This is a genomic window from Staphylococcus sp. Mo2-1 (assembly GCF_046721385.1).
Taxonomy (GTDB): Bacteria; Bacillota; Bacilli; order Staphylococcales; family Staphylococcaceae; genus Staphylococcus; species Staphylococcus equorum_A.
In genome coordinates this window covers 823316-843759 of the sequence record NZ_JBEUUK010000001.1, presented here as the reverse complement: position 1 = coordinate 843759, position 20444 = coordinate 823316, and the positions used below count along the sequence as shown (strand labels likewise).

The 20444-nt window shown below is 33.3% G+C and carries 17 protein-coding genes and 4 pseudogenes; 1 reads left to right on the top strand and 20 read right to left on the bottom strand.

Annotated elements, in window-relative coordinates:
- Positions 1 to 182: 182 nt before the first annotated feature.
- The 10 genes and pseudogenes from thiW to ABLV95_RS04260 all read right to left on the bottom strand — a co-directional run bounded on the left by thiW (position 183) and on the right by ABLV95_RS04260 (position 9060).
- Positions 183 to 682: pseudogene (thiW, locus tag ABLV95_RS04305) on the bottom strand (energy coupling factor transporter S component ThiW).
- A gap of 34 nt (positions 683 to 716) precedes the next feature.
- Positions 717 to 1076 carry a YlbF/YmcA family competence regulator gene (locus ABLV95_RS04300; protein WP_427704700.1) on the bottom strand — a complete coding sequence of 120 codons (360 nt, stop codon included), beginning with the start codon at positions 1074 to 1076 and terminating at the stop codon, positions 717 to 719.
- Entirely contained in the window at positions 1076 to 2617 is a 1542-nt protein-coding gene (gene miaB, locus ABLV95_RS04295) for a tRNA (N6-isopentenyl adenosine(37)-C2)-methylthiotransferase MiaB (RefSeq protein ID WP_069815963.1), read from the bottom strand. The genes ABLV95_RS04300 and miaB overlap by 1 nt, the downstream gene beginning before the upstream one ends.
- Positions 2618 to 2839: 222 nt before the next feature.
- A complete protein-coding gene (locus ABLV95_RS04290) occupies positions 2840 to 3136 on the bottom strand; it encodes a thiamine-binding protein (RefSeq protein WP_069815965.1) in 297 nt (98 codons plus the stop codon).
- A 158-nt stretch (positions 3137 to 3294) separates the two neighbouring features.
- On the bottom strand, positions 3295 to 4062 hold the full coding sequence (locus ABLV95_RS04285; protein WP_460876481.1) for an NAD(P)/FAD-dependent oxidoreductase: 768 nt from the start codon (positions 4060 to 4062) through the stop codon (positions 3295 to 3297).
- Positions 4063 to 4221: 159 nt separating this feature from the next.
- Positions 4222 to 4590 carry an RrF2 family transcriptional regulator gene (locus tag ABLV95_RS04280; RefSeq protein WP_460876479.1) on the bottom strand — a complete coding sequence of 123 codons (369 nt, stop codon included), beginning with the start codon at positions 4588 to 4590 and terminating at the stop codon, positions 4222 to 4224.
- Between the two features lie 221 nt (positions 4591 to 4811).
- Positions 4812 to 5333: a poly-gamma-glutamate hydrolase family protein gene (locus tag ABLV95_RS04275; RefSeq protein ID WP_460876477.1), complete on the bottom strand. Its 522-nt coding sequence runs from the start codon at positions 5331 to 5333 to the stop codon at positions 4812 to 4814.
- Positions 5334 to 5528: 195 nt separating this feature from the next.
- Positions 5529 to 6395, bottom strand: coding sequence for a 2-oxoacid:ferredoxin oxidoreductase subunit beta (locus tag ABLV95_RS04270; protein ID WP_069815973.1), 867 nt, complete (start codon positions 6393 to 6395; stop codon positions 5529 to 5531).
- Positions 6396 to 8158, bottom strand: a pseudogene (locus ABLV95_RS04265) (2-oxoacid:acceptor oxidoreductase subunit alpha).
- Positions 8159 to 8271: 113 nt separating this feature from the next.
- Positions 8272 to 9060 carry a TIGR00282 family metallophosphoesterase gene (locus ABLV95_RS04260; RefSeq protein WP_002507824.1) on the bottom strand — a complete coding sequence of 263 codons (789 nt, stop codon included), beginning with the start codon at positions 9058 to 9060 and terminating at the stop codon, positions 8272 to 8274.
- A gap of 164 nt (positions 9061 to 9224) precedes the next feature.
- On the opposite strand from ABLV95_RS04260, the gene ABLV95_RS04255 reads away from it, so the two are divergent.
- Positions 9225 to 9440, top strand: a complete 216-nt coding sequence (locus ABLV95_RS04255) for a hypothetical protein (protein ID WP_069815977.1) — start codon at positions 9225 to 9227, stop codon at positions 9438 to 9440.
- A gap of 398 nt (positions 9441 to 9838) precedes the next feature.
- On the opposite strand, the gene rny is transcribed toward ABLV95_RS04255, so the two are convergent.
- The 10 genes and pseudogenes from rny to ABLV95_RS04205 form a co-directional block, all read right to left on the bottom strand.
- Complete coding sequence (gene rny / locus ABLV95_RS04250; protein ID WP_460876474.1) at positions 9839 to 11398, bottom strand: ribonuclease Y; 1560 nt, start codon at positions 11396 to 11398, stop codon at positions 9839 to 9841.
- Between the two features lie 325 nt (positions 11399 to 11723).
- Positions 11724 to 12770, bottom strand: a complete 1047-nt coding sequence (gene recA, locus ABLV95_RS04245) for a recombinase RecA (protein ID WP_069832855.1) — start codon at positions 12768 to 12770, stop codon at positions 11724 to 11726.
- A gap of 174 nt (positions 12771 to 12944) precedes the next feature.
- Entirely contained in the window at positions 12945 to 14087 is a 1143-nt protein-coding gene (locus ABLV95_RS04240; RefSeq protein ID WP_460876472.1) for a CinA family nicotinamide mononucleotide deamidase-related protein, read from the bottom strand.
- Between the two features lie 294 nt (positions 14088 to 14381).
- A pseudogene (gene pgsA, locus ABLV95_RS04235) lies at positions 14382 to 14961 on the bottom strand (CDP-diacylglycerol--glycerol-3-phosphate 3-phosphatidyltransferase).
- 53 nt (positions 14962 to 15014) lie between these two features.
- On the bottom strand, positions 15015 to 15407 hold the full coding sequence (locus ABLV95_RS04230) for a helix-turn-helix domain-containing protein (protein ID WP_427704716.1): 393 nt from the start codon (positions 15405 to 15407) through the stop codon (positions 15015 to 15017).
- A gap of 33 nt (positions 15408 to 15440) precedes the next feature.
- Positions 15441 to 16271, bottom strand: coding sequence for a YmfK family protein (locus ABLV95_RS04225; RefSeq protein ID WP_460876471.1), 831 nt, complete (start codon positions 16269 to 16271; stop codon positions 15441 to 15443).
- A gap of 163 nt (positions 16272 to 16434) precedes the next feature.
- On the bottom strand, positions 16435 to 17139 hold the full coding sequence (ymfI, locus tag ABLV95_RS04220) for an elongation factor P 5-aminopentanone reductase (protein ID WP_427704718.1): 705 nt from the start codon (positions 17137 to 17139) through the stop codon (positions 16435 to 16437).
- Position 17140: 1 nt separating this feature from the next.
- Positions 17141 to 18427: an EF-P 5-aminopentanol modification-associated protein YfmH gene (yfmH, locus tag ABLV95_RS04215; protein ID WP_427704721.1), complete on the bottom strand. Its 1287-nt coding sequence runs from the start codon at positions 18425 to 18427 to the stop codon at positions 17141 to 17143.
- A pseudogene (gene yfmF / locus ABLV95_RS04210) lies at positions 18427 to 19718 on the bottom strand (EF-P 5-aminopentanol modification-associated protein YfmF). The gene yfmH and the pseudogene yfmF overlap by 1 nt, the downstream one beginning before the upstream one ends.
- 10 nt (positions 19719 to 19728) lie before the next feature.
- Positions 19729 to 20442: a GntR family transcriptional regulator gene (locus tag ABLV95_RS04205; protein WP_069832860.1), complete on the bottom strand. Its 714-nt coding sequence runs from the start codon at positions 20440 to 20442 to the stop codon at positions 19729 to 19731.
- Positions 20443 to 20444 lie beyond the last annotated feature (2 nt).

Here is a 20444-nt window from a genome sequence, read left to right as displayed (position 1 = left end):
AAGCTTAATTATTATCAAAATATTTATCAATAAAGTAACCGTAGATTTAAATTCAAAAAAACGAGACCAAGTCTCTATAAGTAATCAAGAATAATAGCACGACATAACTTGTTTCGTTATCCATCTAAAACTTCCTGATTAGTTATTTGAGTCTTAATCTCGTATCGTAAATCTGACATAGCTTATAAGAAGCGTTTTAATATGCCTTTTCTTTTCAATATCATTAATAATATATAACTGATGATAGCACCAATAATACTAGAAACGATAAATGCTAACATTAATGGTTTAATAGCAAAATCTGAAAAGCCAAGTATCCAAGCTAATGGAATACAAATTATACTACCAATAATACCTGTTCCTATCACTTCACCTACCACTGACCATGAAGATATGCTTACGGTAATGATAAAAACCACTTGCGAGTAGTACACCTACCATACTTCCAGGAAAGGCGAAGAAGCTACCAGTACCAAAAATCATGCGTAATACAGAAGAAATAAATGCTTGAGCTAGTCCAAACCACGGACCAACAAACACAGCACATAGTACATTAATCAAATGTTGAATAGGTGCTTGCTTTAATAGGGCCTAACGGAATGACAATGATACTACTCAACACTACATTAATAGCGATGAATATTGCGGTTAAAGTTAACCTTTTCGTCTTAATTGTCTTCATTCGGTTCATTCCTTTCCTGAAAGTACATTACACGCTAGTCATCATTTTGTTCATGTTGATTTAAACGATTAGACATTGTACTTATCATCATTTGTAATAAATCGTTGGCTTCAGTTTGTGATTCTCTGAACTCTTCCACTATAGGTAATACATTAATATCTTGCTCAATACCTTGTATTTTACCTTCAGATTGTTTTAGCGCTTCTGTTTTACCGTAATTTTGTAAGTTTACGGATTGCTTTTGTGTTTTCTTTAAATCTTTCATGCGTTGTTCAATATTTTTATTGTAATGAATTTGTTGTTCTACAGTGTGATAATCTTTAACTGTATCCAATGATTTGATTCGTTCACTAATGCGATTTGCTTCAGCTAATATGTCATCTTTTTCATACATTATTGAGTCACCACTGCTTTTTCACTCATGCGTAAGAATGTACCATTTAATGAAAATTGTTTCGCTTCATCAACTTGTACATCTACAATTCTACCTATCATTTCTTTAGGTGCTTTGAAGTTAACGAGTTTATTTTTTGAAGTATAGCCTGCTAACACAGTATTATCCTTCTTACTGGCACCTTCACACAATACTTGGATGACTTCGCCTTCATATTGTTTCATAGCTCGTTCTGAATAATAAGCCACTTTTTTATTTAATTGTTGTAATCTATCTTTCTTCACGTCTAAAGGCACATTATCTTTCATCTTCGCTGCTGGTGTACCATCTCTTTGTGAATAAATATAAGTATATGCATGTTCAAATTCAACTTCGTCATACAATGTTAAAGTTTCTTCAAATTGTGCTTCAGTTTCATTTGGATAACCTACGATAATATCCGTAGTCAGTGCAACGTTAGGTATCTTCGTTTTAATTCTATCTACTAAATCTAAATAGCTTTCACGTGTATATTTACGTCCCATAATTTTTAATACTGCGTTGTTACCTGATTGAACTGGTAAATGTACGTGAGGTACAATATTGCCCCCGTTTGCAATAACTTCAATCATACGATCCGTAAAGTCCCAAGGATGGCTTGTAGTAAATCTCACTCTTGGTATATCAATTTGTGTAATATCTTCTAATAAATCACCCAAACCATATTCTAAGCCCTCTATATCTTTACCATAAGCGTTTACGTTTTGACCTAGCAACGTAATTTCTTGATAACCTTGACGCGCTAAATCTCTTACTTCAGCAATGATATCATCTGGACGTCTACTACGTTCTTTACCTCTTGTAAAAGGCACAATGCAATATGTACAGAATTTGTCACAGCCATACATAATATTTACCCAAGCTTTAATATTACCTTTTCTCACTTTAGGAAGGTTTTCAATAACGTCTCCTTCTTTTGACCATACTTCTACGACCATCGCTTTTGATAAATAAGCTTCTTCTAAAATTTCTGGTAAACGATGAATATTATGCGTTCCGAAAATCATATCAACGTTCTGGTACGATTTGAGAATTTTGTTAACAACTGATTCTTCTTGTGACATACAGCCACATACGCCGATAACTGTTTCTGGTTTTTCTCGTTTTAAGTGTTTTAAATTACCAATCTCACTAAACACTTTACTCTCCGCATTTTCACGTATTGCACATGTGTTAATTAAAATCACATCAGCTTGATTGATATCTTCTGTTGCTGAATAACCTAAAGCGCCTAAAATACCAGCCATGACCTCTGTATCATGCGCGTTCATTTGGCAACCATATGTTTTAATTAAAAAGGTCTTCCCTTGACCCATATTACGATATTTTTCATCTATGTGAAAATCACGGTTATAGTTTACTTCTTCTTTACCGCGTTTACGTGCTTCTTTTAAACTTGGTGGTTGATAGACATGCTCAAAATACTTGCTATAATCTTTAGTCTTCTTATCTCGTTCAGCTAAAATATCTATAGAAGTACTTTTTCTTTGCTCTTCATTCACTCTACAAAATCCTTTCTATATCATATAAACTAAGAACAAGTGTTTTTAAATATGTTTTATACTTTGGTATTTCAACCTAGGTGTTCAAAGTTCTATAACTTTATCCATAATCATTACTTCATTATATTAAATTTAGCCCCAAAGTGCAAAAGGTCTTTCCCAATAAACAAAAACGATTCAACATCTTGATATGTTAAATCGTTTTTGTTTATTATCTATTTTTTAAATTTCATCATATTTTCCAGTAAGTGTCTCGATTGTAATACCTTCAGGGACATGATAAAACTTAACCTGACTAATCGTACTCGGTATTTCTAATTCAACCATACGCTCATTTAACTTTTGAATCAAGATCAAACATTCATTCATCTCACCTTGTACTGTTGTTTCTAGTGGTCCAACTCTATAAGTCAAACCAGAATCATCAATTATCTTTATTGCTTCATCAACATAAGGTATAACATCTTCACCATTAGCAGTTTTCGGAATAATTTGGACACTCATTAACGTATCATGCATATTTCTTCAGCCCCTTATATGTTTTACTTATCTTTTAGTTTATCAAATAAGATGTTCAAGGCATAGATATAAAACGTTAATCATTTATATCATAAGATTTATTTTAAAAATCTTCACTAATTTGTGTCATCATTACCATTTTAGCAACCATGCCACCATTAGTCTGCTGCATCTATGATTTGACCCGCGAAATTATCTTTTGTTTCACCTGCAATATAAAAATGCTTAATCGAAGTTTCACCAAAAGCATTGACTTCAAATTTTTCATTTTCATCACGCTCTAAACTCAAATTTTCCAAAAAATCAAAATGAGTATCCCATTGCATTTGGCTAAATGCACCTTCAACTTCAACTTTATCGCCGTTTGCCAATTTAATATGAGTCAATTGATCCTTTTCCCCACTTAAATCAGCAATGGGTTCAGTATATATATCAATATTTTTAGCTTTAAGCCAAGCTTTGTCTTCGGCTGTAACACTTTCCCCATTTGTAAAAACGATAAGTTCTTTTGAAAAGTTGCTTAATAATTTAACCATATGTGTTATCATCTCAACTGAATATATGACAGCCAACCTACGATGACGCATTTCATAGCCATCACACCACGGACAATAAAATATAGATTGTCCATAAAAATCATTGAAACCAGGTATGTCTGGTCCTTGTTCATTTAATCCTGTTGCGAGTAACACTTGTCTGGCTGTAAATGATTGTCCTTGGGTAAAAACTTCAAATCCTTCATCATTTTCTTTAATATCTATAACACGTTCTGCTAAAAATGATACATCTTTGTATTTAGCAATATCTTGTTTTGCTTTTTGTTTGAATTCAGTTGGTGAAATACCATCTTGTGTTAAATAACCATGTGATTCTGATGTCACTCGATTTCGTGGTTTATCCTCATCGATAACTAATGTATGCATCATACCTCTTCCAAAATTCAATGTCTGCGCTTAAACCAGCAGGACCGCCACCAATAACTATGATTTCATAATCCATTTATTCCACTCCTTTACACCTTTTAAAGACTCTTAATATCTATAATTAATTGAAAAATTAAAGAACTTAGCGTTAAGCCAAGTCCTTTAATTTTTTTGTTCTAAATTATTTATTAAACTACGTTCCGCTTCATCCATAATTTGTTTAATAGAACAACCTTCACCATGACTAAAACTATCCTCTAGTAAGCTTTGTTTGCCATCTATAGTTACGATAATTTCATAAATTGAAATATCTTGCCATCCATTTTTTAATTGATAGCCGCCTTTTGCACCACTATTTGCTGAAATTATCCCAGCTTTTACAAGTCGTGTTAAAATTTTAGATAAATAAGTCGTAGAAACTTTCAATACGGCTGCTAAGTCTTGTACTGGTATTCTTTTTGAATCGCCGTCACTTTTTATCATAAATAATAAAGCGTGTAATGCATAATCTGTTGCCTTAGAACATTTCATCTGTTTATCAACTTCCTATTATAGATATAATATATCTATAATATCTTATTATGTTTTGTTTTGCAAATATTATTTCTAATGTTAGTTAAAATGACATCATAAATGGTTAATTGCGCTCTTTTTGATAATGGCTTACAGCATCAATGATTGCTTGCGTAAAATCAGCCATTAATGAAGACCAATTATCTCGATTTTCCCTATCATAAAGATTATATTTTTTGTTAATAAAGAAATTTTTTCTTAGACACGCAGTTAATTCTAGCTGAACGCCTGACTTTGTGTTGGCAACAATTAACAAAATTATCATCGTGAAGTCCAGAAATATGGGATGGTGCATCTTTAACAATGATATTAATTTCAGATAAATAGTGTTTAATATATTTTCTTAGTGCTTGATCTTTTCCTCCAATATACACTTCTGGTTTATCACCCATGCAACCATGAACAGAAATCGCATGCCGATTATCATCGATCATTTGTAACAGTTTTGGCTCATCAAAATGTCTTGATGTCACATGTAGTTCGTGATTTTTATTATGACGTACACCTTTAAAAGTATAAAAATCATAGTTACCACGCTCACTTATCGATTGAGCAAGTTCAGTTGTGCCACGTTCAATCGCCCCACCATGGACTGCCGTAATAATCATTGGCTGACTTGCTCGCCGCGTATGAATTTCCCAATCTTTACCTTCACTTGTCTGTAACAAAAGTTCAGTCATTGAATTAAATTGGTCTACCATCGTATTCCCTCCAAAGTATAAAGCACTGTTTAGCTTCTATAATACTATAAACCAGAGTAAAATATTCCTACATTTACTAAAAAAAGCTGATACTATACGATATTGAATTTGTCTTAATTCAAGCCCCGTATGTAATCAGCTTATATGCTATCATTTAATTATTTTTACTATATAAATATTATCTATACTTCGAATTTAAACAAATTGCTTTGTTAATTCATTGAACTGCGTTTCATCAATATGGATATCTCTTTTAGCTAATGGCGTATCTTCCATCTCTTCAATTTGAGATTCATATGAAGGTGTTTCCGTATCTTGATAAACAATTCCTTTAATTAGAGAATCATACTCTAACACTTTTTGTGTTGCATTACTTTTATCTGTAACATCAAAACCTTCTATATCATCAATACTTGTAAGGTTTTCTTTAAACCAATCATAAGTATTCACTTTATTATATGTTACACATGGTGAAAAGACGTTCACAAATGAAAAACCGTCATGGTTAATAGCATCTTCAAGCATTTTTGTAAGTCCTTTTATATCACTTGAGAAGCCTTGTGCTACAAATGTTGCTCCAGAAGATAATGCGAGCTCTAATGGTTTAACATTTTGCTCGATATTTCCTTTTGGTGTTGATTTTGTAACAAAACCTGGCGCTGATGAAGGTGATGTTTGACCTTTAGTCAGTCCATAAATTTGGTTATCCATTACAATATATGTCATGTTCATATTTCTACGCAATGCATGAACAGTATGGCCCATACCTATTGCATAACCGTCACCGTCTCCTCCGGAAGCAATAACAGTCAAGTCTTTGTTCGCCATTTTCACGCCTTGTGCTAATGGTAATGAACGACCATGTATACCATGTACACCATAAGAATTTACATATCCAGATAAACGACCAGAACAGCCGATACCAGTAATGATTGCTACTTCCTCAGGTTCTAAGCCAATATTGGCTGCTGCTTTTTGAATCGCTGCTTGGACTGAAAAATCTCCACAGCCCGGGCACCAATTGGGCTTAACATTATTTCTAAAATCTTTAAACGTTGCCATTTATACCAGCTCCTTTAAATCTTTGGCAATCTCAAGTCCTTTTGTTTCAATTTCATGTGGCAAGAATGGCGTCCCATCGTATTTTGTTTGGTTCACTAATTTATCACTCAATGTAACATTCATCTTCAAGATACTTGCAAGTTGTCCTTGATAATTGTGTTCTACTACGACAACTTTCGATGCTTTATCAATAGATTTTTGAAGTGTTTCTTTAGGGAAAGGATGCAATTGTCTAATTTGTATATGATTTACTTTTAAGCCTTGTGCTTCTAATCTATCTTTACCTTCTTGAATTGCGCCTTTAGTCGAAATGAAACCTAAATATAAAATATCTGCTTCATCATGTTGTTCATCTGCTTCTACTGGCTCATTAATTAGTAAATGCTCAGTTTTACGCATACGTTTATCCATTTGTTGTTGTCTGTTATCAGCTGCTTCACTCGTCTTACCTTCTTCGTTATGCTCGACACCTGTTACATGGTGTATACCACCTTTAACACCTGGAATAGGTCTAGGTGATACGCCACTCTCAGTCAATGCATAACGTTTGAAATAAGCTTTGTCGTCTTCTTCTCGCTCTATGTCAGATTGAATTGTTTCGCCACGGTTAATTTCGATTTTGTTATAATCTAATTTTTCTACAGTTTGTTTGCCTAATGACAATTGTAAATCACTTAAAATAATCACTGGACATTGATACATTTCTGCTAAATTAAATGCTTCAATCGTAAGATAAAATGCATCTGTTGCATCAGTAGGTGCAACTACGATTTTAGGGATATCTCCATGTGTACCGTATATCATCTGCATTAAATCAGATTGTTCTTGTTTAGTAGGCAATCCTGTAGAAGGCCCACCACGTTGGGTATTAATCACTACAAATGGTGTTTCTGTCATACCAGATAAACCAATCGCTTCCATCATTAATGAAAGTCCAGGTCCAGCACTGGCAGTAAAAGCACGTACACCAGCATAGTTTGATCCAATAGCCATGTTTGCAGCAGCAATTTCATCTTCAGTTTGTACAACTGTGCCGCCTACTTTTGGTAGATTATCAATCATGTACTCCATAATTTCTGAAGCGAGGCGTAATAGGATATGCCGCCATAAATCTTGATCCAGCTGATAAAGCACCTAAACCAATTGCATCATTACCAATCATATATAGATGTGGTGTTCCATTTGTTTCTTCTAAAACAAAGTCACCTTCAACAGTATTAAGTTGCTCCATCATTAAACGATAACCTTCATTTAATGCTTCTATATTCATTTCGACAACTTTTGCGCCTTTTCTAGTAAACATATTAGTAATAAGCGTTTCAAAAGCTGAAATATCTAATTTCATCACTGCACATGTCGCACCAATAGCAACCATGTTTTTCATTAAGGCAGTGCCTAATTCTTTAGCTGTTGCCGTAAACGGTAAATCTATGAGTTGCGCACGACAGCCTTCAGGTTTTTCTGGTTTTGCCTTGCTGTCTGCAATGATAATACTGTCTGTTCTCATTTCATGATGGTTAACTTCTATTGTTTCTTGATCAAAAGCGATTAATATATCTAAATCATCACTTATCGCGTGTACAGGTGATGTTGATACTCTTATTTTATTATTCGTATGTCCGCCCATTATTCTACTTGAAAAATGACGATATCCATATAAATAGTATCCTTTACGGTTCATCGCAGTAGCAAAGATTTCCCCCGTTGATTCAATACCTTCTCCTTGCTTGGCCGCCAACTTTCCATGATACTTGTGATTTCATACCATCTTGCCTCCTAATGGTTATAATAATTCATAATCAATCATATCAAAATAAACCACCCTATTACTATGTAAAGAGTGGTTTATTTTAAAATTCATACTAACGGACGATAATTAAAATGGATGATCATCGTTAATGAGCACGCGTTCAATATGCGTTGCTTTACCATCTTTATTAATATCTATAATAACACCAGATAAGACACTACGTCCTTCATCTGGCACTACATGTCTTTGTGGTAGGCTAGTAATAAAGCGTGTGATAACTTCTCCTCTATTGATTCCAAGTATACCATCATAAAATCCTGTCATACCTACATCTGTAATATAGCCTGTACCACCTGGCAATATTCTTTCATCAGAAGTTTGAATATGCGTATGTGTACCTACAACAGCACTCACTCTATTATCTAAATACCAACCCATTGCATTTTTTTCAGAAGTTGTTTCCGCATGAAAATCTACAAATATATAATCTGTCTCTTTTTGTGCTTCAGCAATTAATTCATCTGCTTTTTTGAATGGATCATCTATATCTTGCATAAATGCACGACCTTGTAAGTTAATAATCGCCAATTTCAAGTCATTGATTTGAATAATGCGCATACCTACACCTGGTGCTTCATCTGGAAAATTTGCTGGTCGAACCATGCGCTTAGCACTTTCTATAAAATCATAAATTTGACGTTGTCCGTAAGTATGGTTCCCCATAGTCATGAAATCTACGCCTTCTCTTAATAATTCTTTATATATCTTTTCAGTTAATCCTTTACCATGTGCGGCATTTTCCGCATTTACAATTGTAACTGTAGGACGATGCGTTTGTTTAAGCTTAGGCAAGTACGTGTTAATTGCTTCTCTACCTACTTTACCTACGATATCTCCAATAAATAATATTCTCATTTACTTGTTCATCCTCTCTTAATGTTAGTTTAATGTAAATAATTTAAGTTGAAAAGGTTCTTTAGTAAATATTTCTTTAATTTTTAAGTTTTATATTTTGTAATGGGGGTATAATTCATTATAGTAATTATTTTAATCCACAATATAGGAGTTGGAAGTAATACATGTCAATTAATATCGATCCACAACATTTTGCTGATCTAGTTGTTACAGCAAATCCATCAAAAAGTGAAGACGCAGAAGATATAGCAAAAGATAGTCTAGAGCTATATATCAATGCTTATCGTTTAGCAGAAAGATATGCAAATATCGCTACAAACTGCTATGACACAGCTGAAATTATCAAAGAAGTTAAAGTTGCAGATTTAGAATTAAACTAATTAATAAAAATATAAATTGCTTAGTATAGTGAGGTTTTACTTCAGTATACTAGTAAGTTGAGGCTGGGACATAAATACATGTCTCAGCCTCAACTATTATTTGGACAATGGCTGATTGAAATAAAAGTGCACTTACACCAATCTCTTGTATTCCATTTTGTCAGCTGTGCCGGGTCGGGCTCATACGATGAAATCTTATTAGAAAAATTAGATTTCGTCATCCCACTCTTTTTTTGTTGTTTGAGACTTCAAATATCTTTTACTATTTAAAAGCCGTATAATATCACTTTGTTCGAGAAATGTCATAAACACAATTAATGATACGAATCATCAAAAAACTGCCAACAAGTCTTATGACTTTGTTGGCAGTCTGTCGTTAGTCATTGAATGGCTAACATTTATTTTGCGTATTCAATTGCTCTAGTCTCACGAACAACTGTCACTTTTATATGACCAGGATATTGAAGTTCGTCTTCAATTTGGCTTTTTATATCTCTTGCTAAGCGATGTGATTTTAAGTCGTCGATAGTATCTGGTGATACAATAACTCGAATTTCTCTACCTGCTTGAATTGCAAACGCTTTTTCGACACCATCATAATTTTCAGAAAGTGTTTCTAATCTTTCCAATCTTCTAATATAATTTTCTAATGTCTCTTTACGAGCACCTGGTCTCATGACTGATAATGCATCTGCTGCTGCTACCAATATAGAAATAATAGAAGTTGGTTCAACGTCACCATGGTGGGAATGAATTGCATTAATAACTGTTTCATTTTCAGCATATTTTTTCGCTAATTCTACACCTATTTCAACATGGCTACCTTCAACTTCATGATCGATTGCTTTACCAACATCATGAAGTAGACCAACACGTTTAGCTAATGTAACATCTTCACCTAATTCAGCTGCTAACATACCACTTAAGTGTGCAACTTCGATAGAATGTTTCAATACATTTTGTCCATAGCTTGTACGATATTGTAAACGACCTAAGATTTTAACTAAATCTGGATGCATATTATGCACATTTATTTCAAATGTAGCTTGTTCCCCTGCATCTCGAATAATATCGTCTACTTCTTTACGAGCTTTGTCTACCATATCTTCTATTCGTCCAGGATGGATACGTCCATCCGAAACAAGATTTACTAATGCAGTTCTTGCAATTTCACGTCTAATTGGGTCAAAACCAGAGAGGATAACCGCTTCTGGCGTATCATCTATAATTAAATCAATACCCGTTAATGTTTCTAACGTACGGATATTTCTTCCTTCTCTACCAATGATTCGACCTTTCATTTCGTCGTTTGGTAAATTAACAACTGATACTGTAGATTCAGAAGTATGTTCTGTTGCTAATCTTTGAACAGTAGTTGCTAACAATTCTTTTGCATTTTTATCGACTGCTTCTTTTGCTTCTTTCTCTTTTTCCTTAACAAGTATTGCAATATCTTGTGACAATTCATCTTCAACTCTTTGAAGTTGCTCTTGTGCGGCTTCTTCTTGAGAGAGACCAGAGATGCGTTCTAATTCTTGTTCATGCTTATTTATTAATGTTTGAACACTACTCTCTTTTGCATCTACTTGTTGTTGTCGTTCTTCAAGTTTAGACTCTTTTTGCTCTAAAATCTCATCTTTTTTATCTAATAGATCAGATTTTCGCTCTAAGTTTTCTTCTTTTTGAAGAAGTCGAGCTTCTTGCTTTTGAAGATCACCGCGTCTTTCACGAAGTTCGTTTTCACTTTGTTCTTTTAAGATTTGATTTTCTTCTTTAGCTTCTAGGAGCTTTTCCTTCTTAGTATTCTCTGCTTCCTTATTACCTTGTTCAATAATATCTTCTGCAGTTTGTCTTGCTTGTAATTGCTTTTGATGCAATAGATTACGGGCTACAATGTACCCTACAACAACTCCGAGAATAATACCTAGCAAAATGAGTAGGAGGCCTAATAAACTCACACAAACACCCCCTTTTTATCTAGGATTTTGCTCTGTATATCAATTTCAATATGATTATATGAAGTTATATAAGAATCATACAATGTAATTGTACGGTTTTAAACTAAGAAGTGTCAAGGTTTCCTACACATTAATTCAATATTTGAGACCCCTCTTTTACACTATTTCTCCTATAACTATTGTTGTCACTTATGTTATTAAGCTTATATAGCAAAATATTTGTCATATTATATTTTAAAATTCTTATATTTATATAAAAAAATAAGCGCATATTTTTATATATACACTTATTTTATAGTAAATCTTTAAATTGTTTTAGATAACACTATTCGTCTTCAAGAAGCGTAGTTTGTTTTTCATCTTCGTCTTCTTTAACATCACCATCAACAATGCCTAGTGCTTCACGCAATCTACGATTAATATCTTCTTTAATTTCAGGGTTTTCTTTTAGATATAATTTAACATTTTCTTTACCTTGTCCCATACGATCACCATTGTATGAATACCAAGCACCTGATTTATCTACAATTTCATTTTCAACACCTAAGTCAATAAGTTCTCCTTCTTTAGAGATACCTTTACCATACATCATATCCACTTCTGCAACTCTGAATGGTGGTGCTACTTTATTTTTAACAACTTTAATTTTCGTTCTATTACCAACAATATCTTGGCCTTGTTTTAATTGTTCAGCACGACGTACTTCTAAACGTACAGAACTATAGAATTTTAACGCACGTCCACCTGGTGTTACTTCAGGGTTACCGAACATCACGCCTACTTTTTCGCGAATTTGGTTAATAAATACTGCTGTTGTTTTTGATTTGGAAATAGCGGCTGAAAGTTTACGCAATGCTTGTGACATTAAACGTGCTTGTAAACCAACATGTGTATCACCCATTTCACCTTCAATTTCAGCTTTTGGAGTTAATGCGGCAACGGAGTCAATAACTACGATGTCAACAGCACCACTTCTTACGAATGCTTCAGTAATTTCCAGTCCTTGTTCCCCATGGTCAGGTTGAGATAAATATAGATTTTGAATATCTACACCTAAAGCTTCTGCATAGACAGGATCTAACGCATGTTCAGCATCAATAAACGCCGCAACGCCACCATTTTTTTGTACTTCTGCAATAGCATGCAATGCTACTGTAGTCTTACCAGAACTTTCTGGCCCATATATTTCTATAATTCTTCCTTTAGGGTAGCCACCTACACCTAACGCATTATCCAAAGTAACTGAACCACTTGAAACGCTAGAAACTCTTTGGGCTTTATTGTCACCTAATTTCATAACTGCGCCTTTACCAAATGATTTTTCCATATTTTTAATTACTGTATCTAAAGCTTTTTGACGATCGTTATCCAATGTCTGGACCTCCTAATTGAGATTAATCTCTGTAAAATATCTTAACTCTACTATACCTTGATTTAAATAATTCCGCAAGCTTTTTGCGAATATTTGTTCGCTTATACAGACAAAACTTACACCTAAAACAGAACACACGTGCTATATTTTTAAGTTTTTGCAGTCTTCAAATGCTTATTTAAACCAATTTAGTAATCGTATTAGTACATAATTTTGAGTTCTGCTTTTTATTAAATTTCTTCTTTGCGTCATTTTAAAGGACTGAATTTCAAGTCGTTCATTTTCTAAAATGCCTAAATAAATTGCATCCTTATAATACATTATTGAAATACCTACTTCTGTTTGATACAAATCTTTAACGATATTGGCAGAGACAGAAAGTTGAGTTTCAATTGTATCATGTTCATCTATAAATTGCGTATGATGTGGTAACATCCCTTGAAGTAATTGTGAAGTATTAAAATTCTTCAGTCTAGAATATAATTCTCCATCTGTAACAGCATCATATAGAGCAAATGATTGATGAATTTTATCCATCAGAGATTGTTCCAGTAGTATATCATCAGAACCATAATAATATTCACCAATGCGTGATAAAATTTCTGATTTAATAGGAGCGATAAGTTGCTCGCATTCACGTTGCGTATCTCCATTTGCCGTTAATCTAATATTAACTTCATGCGTTCCGACCAATGGCGCAATCGTAGGATTTGTCTGTCCATCTATTAAATCCATTAATACTGTTTCTACTTTAGATTCGCCGATGCCTGCAAAACGCAATAATTCTGAGAATATAGTGCTTTCACCATTGAAAAAGAATGGCAAAAGTTCGTTTTTAGCCATAGGTTGCATTTCTCTTGGTGGTCCTGGTAACAATACAATACGTCGTTCATCTTGATCTACTACCATACCAGGCGCCATGCCGACTTTATTTTCTAATATATGTGAACCTTCTATAACTAACGCTTGTTGACGATTATTTGGAGTCATTTCAATATTCTGCTCTTCGAAGAATTGTTCAATGTAATTCAGAGCATGTTTATCAATAACTAATTCTCGTCCTAATACCTTAGCAACAGTATGTTTCGTTAAGTCATCTTTAGTTGGGCCTAAGCCACCAGTTAGTATAACAGTATCATAATGATTAAATGATGCTTTTATCACTCTTTCTAAGCGTTCTGGATTATCACCGATTACTGTATGTTCTACCACACTGTGACCTACACCATTCAGCAATTTCGATAAATATTGTCCATTGGTATTAGCTATTTGTCCTAATAATAATTCTGAGCCTACTGCAATGATAGATATCTTCACAACTTCTCCTCCTCAACACCAAGTTACATGATTTACTTTAGTTTATATTTTTTATGCACTAAAAAGCGAGTGCAAAATTATTCGATAAACTTAATTATAAATCTTAATTCCTCAAAAAACTAAAGATTAGATTTTTATATATTTTAAAAAGCTTAGTAAATCAATTATTATACTATTTTATCAAATAAAATAAAAACAGCCCAAATTTTATCACTTTGGACTGTTTTGCTATATTAAAGTACTTAATTTTATTGGTAAGTGTGGGTGTGGCACATGTATTGGAACTGCCCCCCATTATTTCGCTTTAAATACATCTCTACCTTTATAGAAGTATTCAATTCCAGATAATATTGTGAAGAATACACCGATGTATAACAGAACTTGTCCTAATTCAAAACCAATCCAAGTTGCTAAAGGATCACCTAGGAGAATCCAAACAATTGCGACCATCGTAACAGCAGTTTTAATCTTACCTAATTGCCCTGCGAGCACTTACAAAACCTTGCTCAATTTGTAATAGACGTAATCCTGTTACAGCGAACTCACGTGCAATGATAATAATCGCAACGATTGAATTTGTTAAATCAATTTGTACAAGCGCGATTAAAGCGCTTGAAACGAGTAATTTGTCAGCTAATGGGTCTAAGAATTTCCCCATATTAGTTACAAGTTCCCATTTTCTTGCTAAATAGCCATCAACAAAATCACTTAACGACGCGATAATAAAAATAATACCACTAATTAATAATTCAATTCTAATTTCATTACCACCGATAAATGAAATATTACCAAATCCAAAATCTATCAGTGCAAATAGAAGAAATATTGGAATTAGTATAACTCTAAAAACAGTTATCCAATTCGGTATATTCATAAGAAGTCCTCTTTTCTTTTTATAACTTAATCGTTTCTTTATACTTTAACAGATTATAATACTAAAACAGCTAAAATCCATAATAGTGCTGAGATGATAACAACAACACTAACTATAACAGCTACTTGCAACGGTTCTTTATTCTTACTGCGATATGTAGGCTTACTTTCTTTAGAAAAAGCTTCAATCGTCTCTTGCATGCTTTCATCATTATTTGGGATTTCGTCTCTATGTGCTTTGATTAACTGTGCAGAATCAATATTAACGGCTTTTGCATATTTTTTAATAAAACCTTCTGCATAATCAACTTTATTCAAAGATTCAAAATCGTTATTTTCTATCAAAGTCAAAGTTTGACGTTTTATCTGTGTGCGTGTTTCTAATTCATTTAAAGTCATACCTAAGCGTTCTCGGCGTCCCTTTAAAGTTTGACCAACTGTGTTCACGATGTCAGTCCTCCTTGATAACTATTCATTTTTTTATTCAAAGAAACCAAATCCGCCACCAAATTCATCGTTACCAAAGTCTAAGTTGTTTTTACTTTTAACAGTTTGTTTCTTCATTTCTTCATAATGAATTTCTTGATTTTTATTTTCTCTTAATTCAATAATATAATCGAAATCGCTCATCTCATAATCACTTGTTTCAACAAACAAGTCAGGATGCTCTACCACCTTGATTGAAGGCAAACTCATCACTTCTTTTACTAATTCTTGGTGTTTTACATTAGATTCTCTAGCTGTTACAGCACCATCAATAATATAAACATGATTAGGATCGTACTCGCCTTTAATTAATGAGCTACGCACAGTTTGTTTGATTAATGTAGAACTGATGAACAACCAACGTTTATGCGCACAGACACTGCCGACAACAATAGATTCTGTCTTTCCAACTCTAGGCATACCTCTAATGCCTATTAATTTATGACCTTCTTCTTTAAATAATTCTGCCATAAAATCAACGAGCAAACCTAAGTCTTCTCTTTCAAAACGAAATGTCTTTTTATCGTCAGCATCTTGCTCTATGTACCTGCCATGTCTTACTGCCAATCGATCACGAAGTTCAGGTTTGCGTAATTTAGTAATAGAAATATCGTCAATTTCAGTAACAATATTTTCAAATCTACTCACTTTTTCTAAGTTATCAGATTTAATGAGTAAACCTCTTCGACCTTCATCAACGCCATTAATCGTTACAATATTGATACCCATCATACCTAACAAACTAGATACATCGCCTAATAAACCTGATCTATTCAACGTTATCTCATATTCTAAATACCATTCTTTTTTAGTAGCTACTGTCATGAAATAAACACCCCTTAGTTTAAAAACAACGGTTATTTTATAATAGACTGGTGCTGAAGAAACATCTATTAATATCACTTTTTTAAATCATGTGATTTATTGTACTGTTATTATATCATTGAATGTTTCATAGTTGGCTTATTTTTTTACACAATATTAAAATTTATAAATACCATGCGCCATTCACTTTTTGTACTGTCCCCGTGATACTCTTTGCTAATGGATGGCATAAATAACTACACGTATGTGCAACTTCTTCAGGTGCAATCAATCTTTGTTGTGGTAAATCGCTTGTTATGTCACTAAGTTCGTCTGCCGTCCAGACTTGAGTCATGTTGCCACTTACCAAACCAGGTGCAATAGCATTAACCGTAACATTTGTCATAGCTAACTCTTGGCTAAGCGCTTTAACAAAACTAATTTGTGCACCTTTCATAGCTGAATAAACAGTTTCCATACTTGCGCCAGTTTCGCCCCAAATAGATGAGATAACGATGATTCTACCATTTTTACTTTGTCTTAATTGATCTGTAAAATATCGACTTGTTCTTATAAATTGACGCACATGTATTTGATAACTCGAATCGATCATTTCGTCTGTCATATCCTGTAATTGCCCATATAAAGCTGAACCACTACTATAAATTAAACAATCTAAATTCTTTATAAAGCCAAAAGCTTTGTCCAATTCATTACACTGAGTTAAATCACATTTTACAAATTGTACTGACTTTTGTTCATAGCGCTTAGTTAGAGTTTCTATGTTTGATTTATTATAGTGTACGATGACTTCATACCCATCCGTTAATAAACGATCGACAATTGCAGAACCTATTGTACCAGATCCTCCCATGACCAAAGCTTTCATTTTATTTCATCTCCAAACGACTATCTACAACTTGTGTTAGATTTAAACATGTATTTGCTGTTTCGTTCACGCTATCTAAAGTGATACTCTCAACAATGTCTAATAAGTCGAATAAGCTTACGCCTTCAAAATAAAGTTTTGTGTATTGATTAGCAATATACTCTGGTGAGTTTAAACCTGAGATAAATTCTCCGATAAATTGTTTTTTCAATAAATTAAAGGCCTCTGCATCACTTAGTTTACCTTGTGTGTTTTCTAATTCCTCTAATAATAGTGCTTTCAATTTATCAGGATATTGCGTTGCACTCGTGATAACTGAAAAGCTATAAGTTGGTTCTAAAACAAATTGATAACCAAATGTTTCATCTATTAAATCTTGATTAAGCAACGTTTGATAAAAATCTGTCTCTTCACCAAACACCATTTCATAAAATAGTGTCATTTCTAAATCACGTTTAACATAAGCTTCGTTAGGTTCATTTTTTAAAGTTTCATTTTTAAAACCAAGCATTAATCTTGGTGATTGAAGTTTCATGGATTCTGATACGTTTACCTCATTAACTTCGCTTTTTTCAGCTAAAGCATCTCTGACAATTTGTGGTTGATTCACTTTGTCTCTTTTATTTTCGTGCTCAGCAATGACTTCATAAATGTGCTCTGCATCTACATCACCTACAACAAATAACACCATGTTCGATGGATGATAGAATGTTTCATAGCATAGATATAAATCATCTTTAGTTATTTCATAAATGCTTTCAACACTACCTGCAATATCTACACGAATCGGATGTGTTTCATACATAGCCTTTAGCGTATTGAACATTAATTTATAGCCTGGTTGTTCTTGATACATTTTAATTTCTTCTTCAATGATTCCTTTTTCTTTATCAACTGTCTCTTTAGTAAAATAAGGCGTTTCTACCATCGTTAATAAACGTTTGATATTGCGGTCTACATTATCAGTAGCACTGAATAGATAGCTTGTTCGATCAAAGCTCGTAAAGGCGTTAACTTGAGCGTTGTCTTCCGCAAAAGCAGTAAATAAGTCTTCTTCTTCATTTTCAAATAATTTATGTTCTAAAAAGTGTGCTACGCCATCAGGTACTGTGACATATGTATCGCTACCATGTGGTTTAAATTTATTATCTAATGAACCAAATTGTGTTGTGTATGTGACGAAGGTTTTTTGAAATCCTTTTTTCGGAATAACAAATAATTTGAGTCCATTATTTAACTCAGCTTCATAAACTTTTTCGTCTATTTGTTTATAATATTTTTCATTCATCAGTCATTACCTCCTTTCGTCAAAATGTAAATCGTATCTAATATTGTTTCTTGTGCTAATTGCTGAATCTCTGCTCTAGATACATTTTGTATACCTTCAATAAAACTTGTTTCTGACATATCTTCATCAAGTAAAATATTGTTATTTAATATTTCAATAATACTTTTTGGTCTATCATGAGATTCTTGACGTTGTGAAATAATTACTTTTTTAGCTAGCTCTAATTTATCGTCATCAAACTCACCTTGTTGGAATTTTTCAAATTCAGCTATTATTGTATCTTTAGCTATTTCATATTTGTCAGCTGAAACACCACTAAGTACAAACATAAAACCATTTTTAGCATCCATTTGAGAGTGTATTGAATACGCTAAGCTCTGTTTCTCACGTACTTCATTAAATAATACGGACGATGGATCACCGCCAAACATGACATTTAACACGACCATAGCAAAGTATTGTGGATCGCCATATTGTGCTTGGGAATTTATATCCCATATTTAATTTAGCTTGATCCACTACATCTGTTTCAATAATTTCTTGTGGTAAAGTATGTGATGTCGGTGTTGGTACTGCATGTGATAATTCAAATTGAAAAGGTTTAAGATCAAAATATGATTGAATTTGTGATTTCACTGCTTGCTCATCTACGTTGCCTACTACATAAACCGCGCAGTAGTCATCTTTTAGCATAGATTGATATGTATGATATAAATTTTTTGGTGTTATGCCTGATATGTATTCTACTTGCCCTGACGCTATATGGCGATAAGGTTGGTCTCCAAACATATTTTTCAGTAAGTTTAAAAATGCAATTTGTGATTTATTATCAACTATAGCATCTAATTTTTTTGTTAATAACGATTTTTCTTGTGCAACAAAAGTTTCATCAAATTCACCATCTGTAATTAACGGGTTCCAAATCATTTCTTTTAACAGATTCAAACCTTTTTCAAATAAGGGTGTCTGGTCTTTTAAATAACGTTCGTTTACGATTTCTAAAGATATTGTAATTACATGCTTGTCTTTGAATTTTGAAATAAAACTATTGACATATGCACCATATAATTGTGATAAGTGTTGGTTAAATGCTTTATCCGTCGGCCATTGTTTTGTCGCACGAACGAGTACTTTGCTCAATAGTGAACGTGCTTGTCATTGTTTCGCTATCTAATGGCGCCATAAATTTCAATGTGATTGTGGTTGTTTTAAATTTTGTTGTTGGCATTACTTTTATATGCAAGTCATTTTGCTGTTTATCTATCTTCAAATTGTCATGCCCCGCTTTCATAATTTTGTTTTTATATTCTATTTCTAACCGTTTTAAATTTTACTAAACTACTTTTGAAATAATTAAAAGAATAAAGTATTGGATTATCTTCATTATCGTAATGTATTAATTTCAAAAGCATGAGCCCTTCATGCGGTGATGCGTCTAGCACGTCCGAGATATGAGGTTCGTAACTAATTGCCTCAATTTCTGTATTCGCATAGGCAACTTTTTTATTAGCATAAGCTTCAATCGCGTTTAATAAAGATTCATCGCTATTTTGATACTGTGCACACGTTAAATCATCAGCGGGCACTTTATCTAAGCAATATACTACTGGTTGTCGATCTGCCAGTCTGACACGCTCTATAATGGTCACAGAAGCTTTATCAGGAATGTTTAATCTTAATGCATCCAATGAAGTAGCTGGTTTTTCATCTAAGCTTATAAATTCTGTTCTAGCATTAAAGCCTTGTTGTTCTATCATTTGACTAATACTTACAAGTTCACCTAAAGGATAGAAGAACGGGTGCAGTGATTTAACACTCGCACCTTCCCCTAAGTTATTAGATAATACTTGTTCTGTAATCAATTCATCTACGGCATCATAAACGTCATCTGTTTTAACGTTTAGTGTTCTAGCCACTGCTAAATTACTTGGCAATGGCTCTCCAGGACTCAATTTACCTTCTTTAATTTGTTGAATCATCCACTCTTTAACTTTATACACAGAAGTAAGTTCCATAT

What these genes read in the sequence shown, in the direction of transcription:
- ABLV95_RS04300 (WP_427704700.1), bottom strand. Translation starts at nt 1,076, where the DNA reads ATGTATGAAAAAGATGACATATTAGCTGAAGCAAATCGCATTAGTGAA.
- ABLV95_RS04290 (WP_069815965.1), bottom strand. Translation starts at nt 3,136, where the DNA reads ATGCATGATACGTTAATGAGTGTCCAAATTATTCCGAAAACTGCTAAT.
- ABLV95_RS04285 (WP_460876481.1), bottom strand. Translation starts at nt 4,062, where the DNA reads ATGATGCATACATTAGTTATCGATGAGGATAAACCACGAAATCGAGTG.
- ABLV95_RS04280 (WP_460876479.1), bottom strand. Translation starts at nt 4,590, where the DNA reads ATGAAATGTTCTAAGGCAACAGATTATGCATTACACGCTTTATTATTT.
- ABLV95_RS04275 (WP_460876477.1), bottom strand. Translation starts at nt 5,333, where the DNA reads ATGGTAGACCAATTTAATTCAATGACTGAACTTTTGTTACAGACAAGT.
- ABLV95_RS04270 (WP_069815973.1), bottom strand. Translation starts at nt 6,395, where the DNA reads ATGGCAACGTTTAAAGATTTTAGAAATAATGTTAAGCCCAATTGGTGC.
- ABLV95_RS04260 (WP_002507824.1), bottom strand. Translation starts at nt 9,060, where the DNA reads ATGAGAATATTATTTATTGGAGATATCGTAGGTAAAGTAGGTAGAGAA.
- ABLV95_RS04255 (WP_069815977.1), top strand. Translation starts at nt 9,225, where the DNA reads ATGTCAATTAATATCGATCCACAACATTTTGCTGATCTAGTTGTTACA.
- ABLV95_RS04225 (WP_460876471.1), bottom strand. Translation starts at nt 16,271, where the DNA reads ATGACAGTAGCTACTAAAAAAGAATGGTATTTAGAATATGAGATAACG.
- ymfI (WP_427704718.1), bottom strand. Translation starts at nt 17,139, where the DNA reads ATGAAAGCTTTGGTCATGGGAGGATCTGGTACAATAGGTTCTGCAATT.
- yfmH (WP_427704721.1), bottom strand. Translation starts at nt 18,427, where the DNA reads ATGAATGAAAAATATTATAAACAAATAGACGAAAAAGTTTATGAAGCT.
- ABLV95_RS04205 (WP_069832860.1), bottom strand. Translation starts at nt 20,442, where the DNA reads ATGGAACTTACTTCTGTGTATAAAGTTAAAGAGTGGATGATTCAACAA.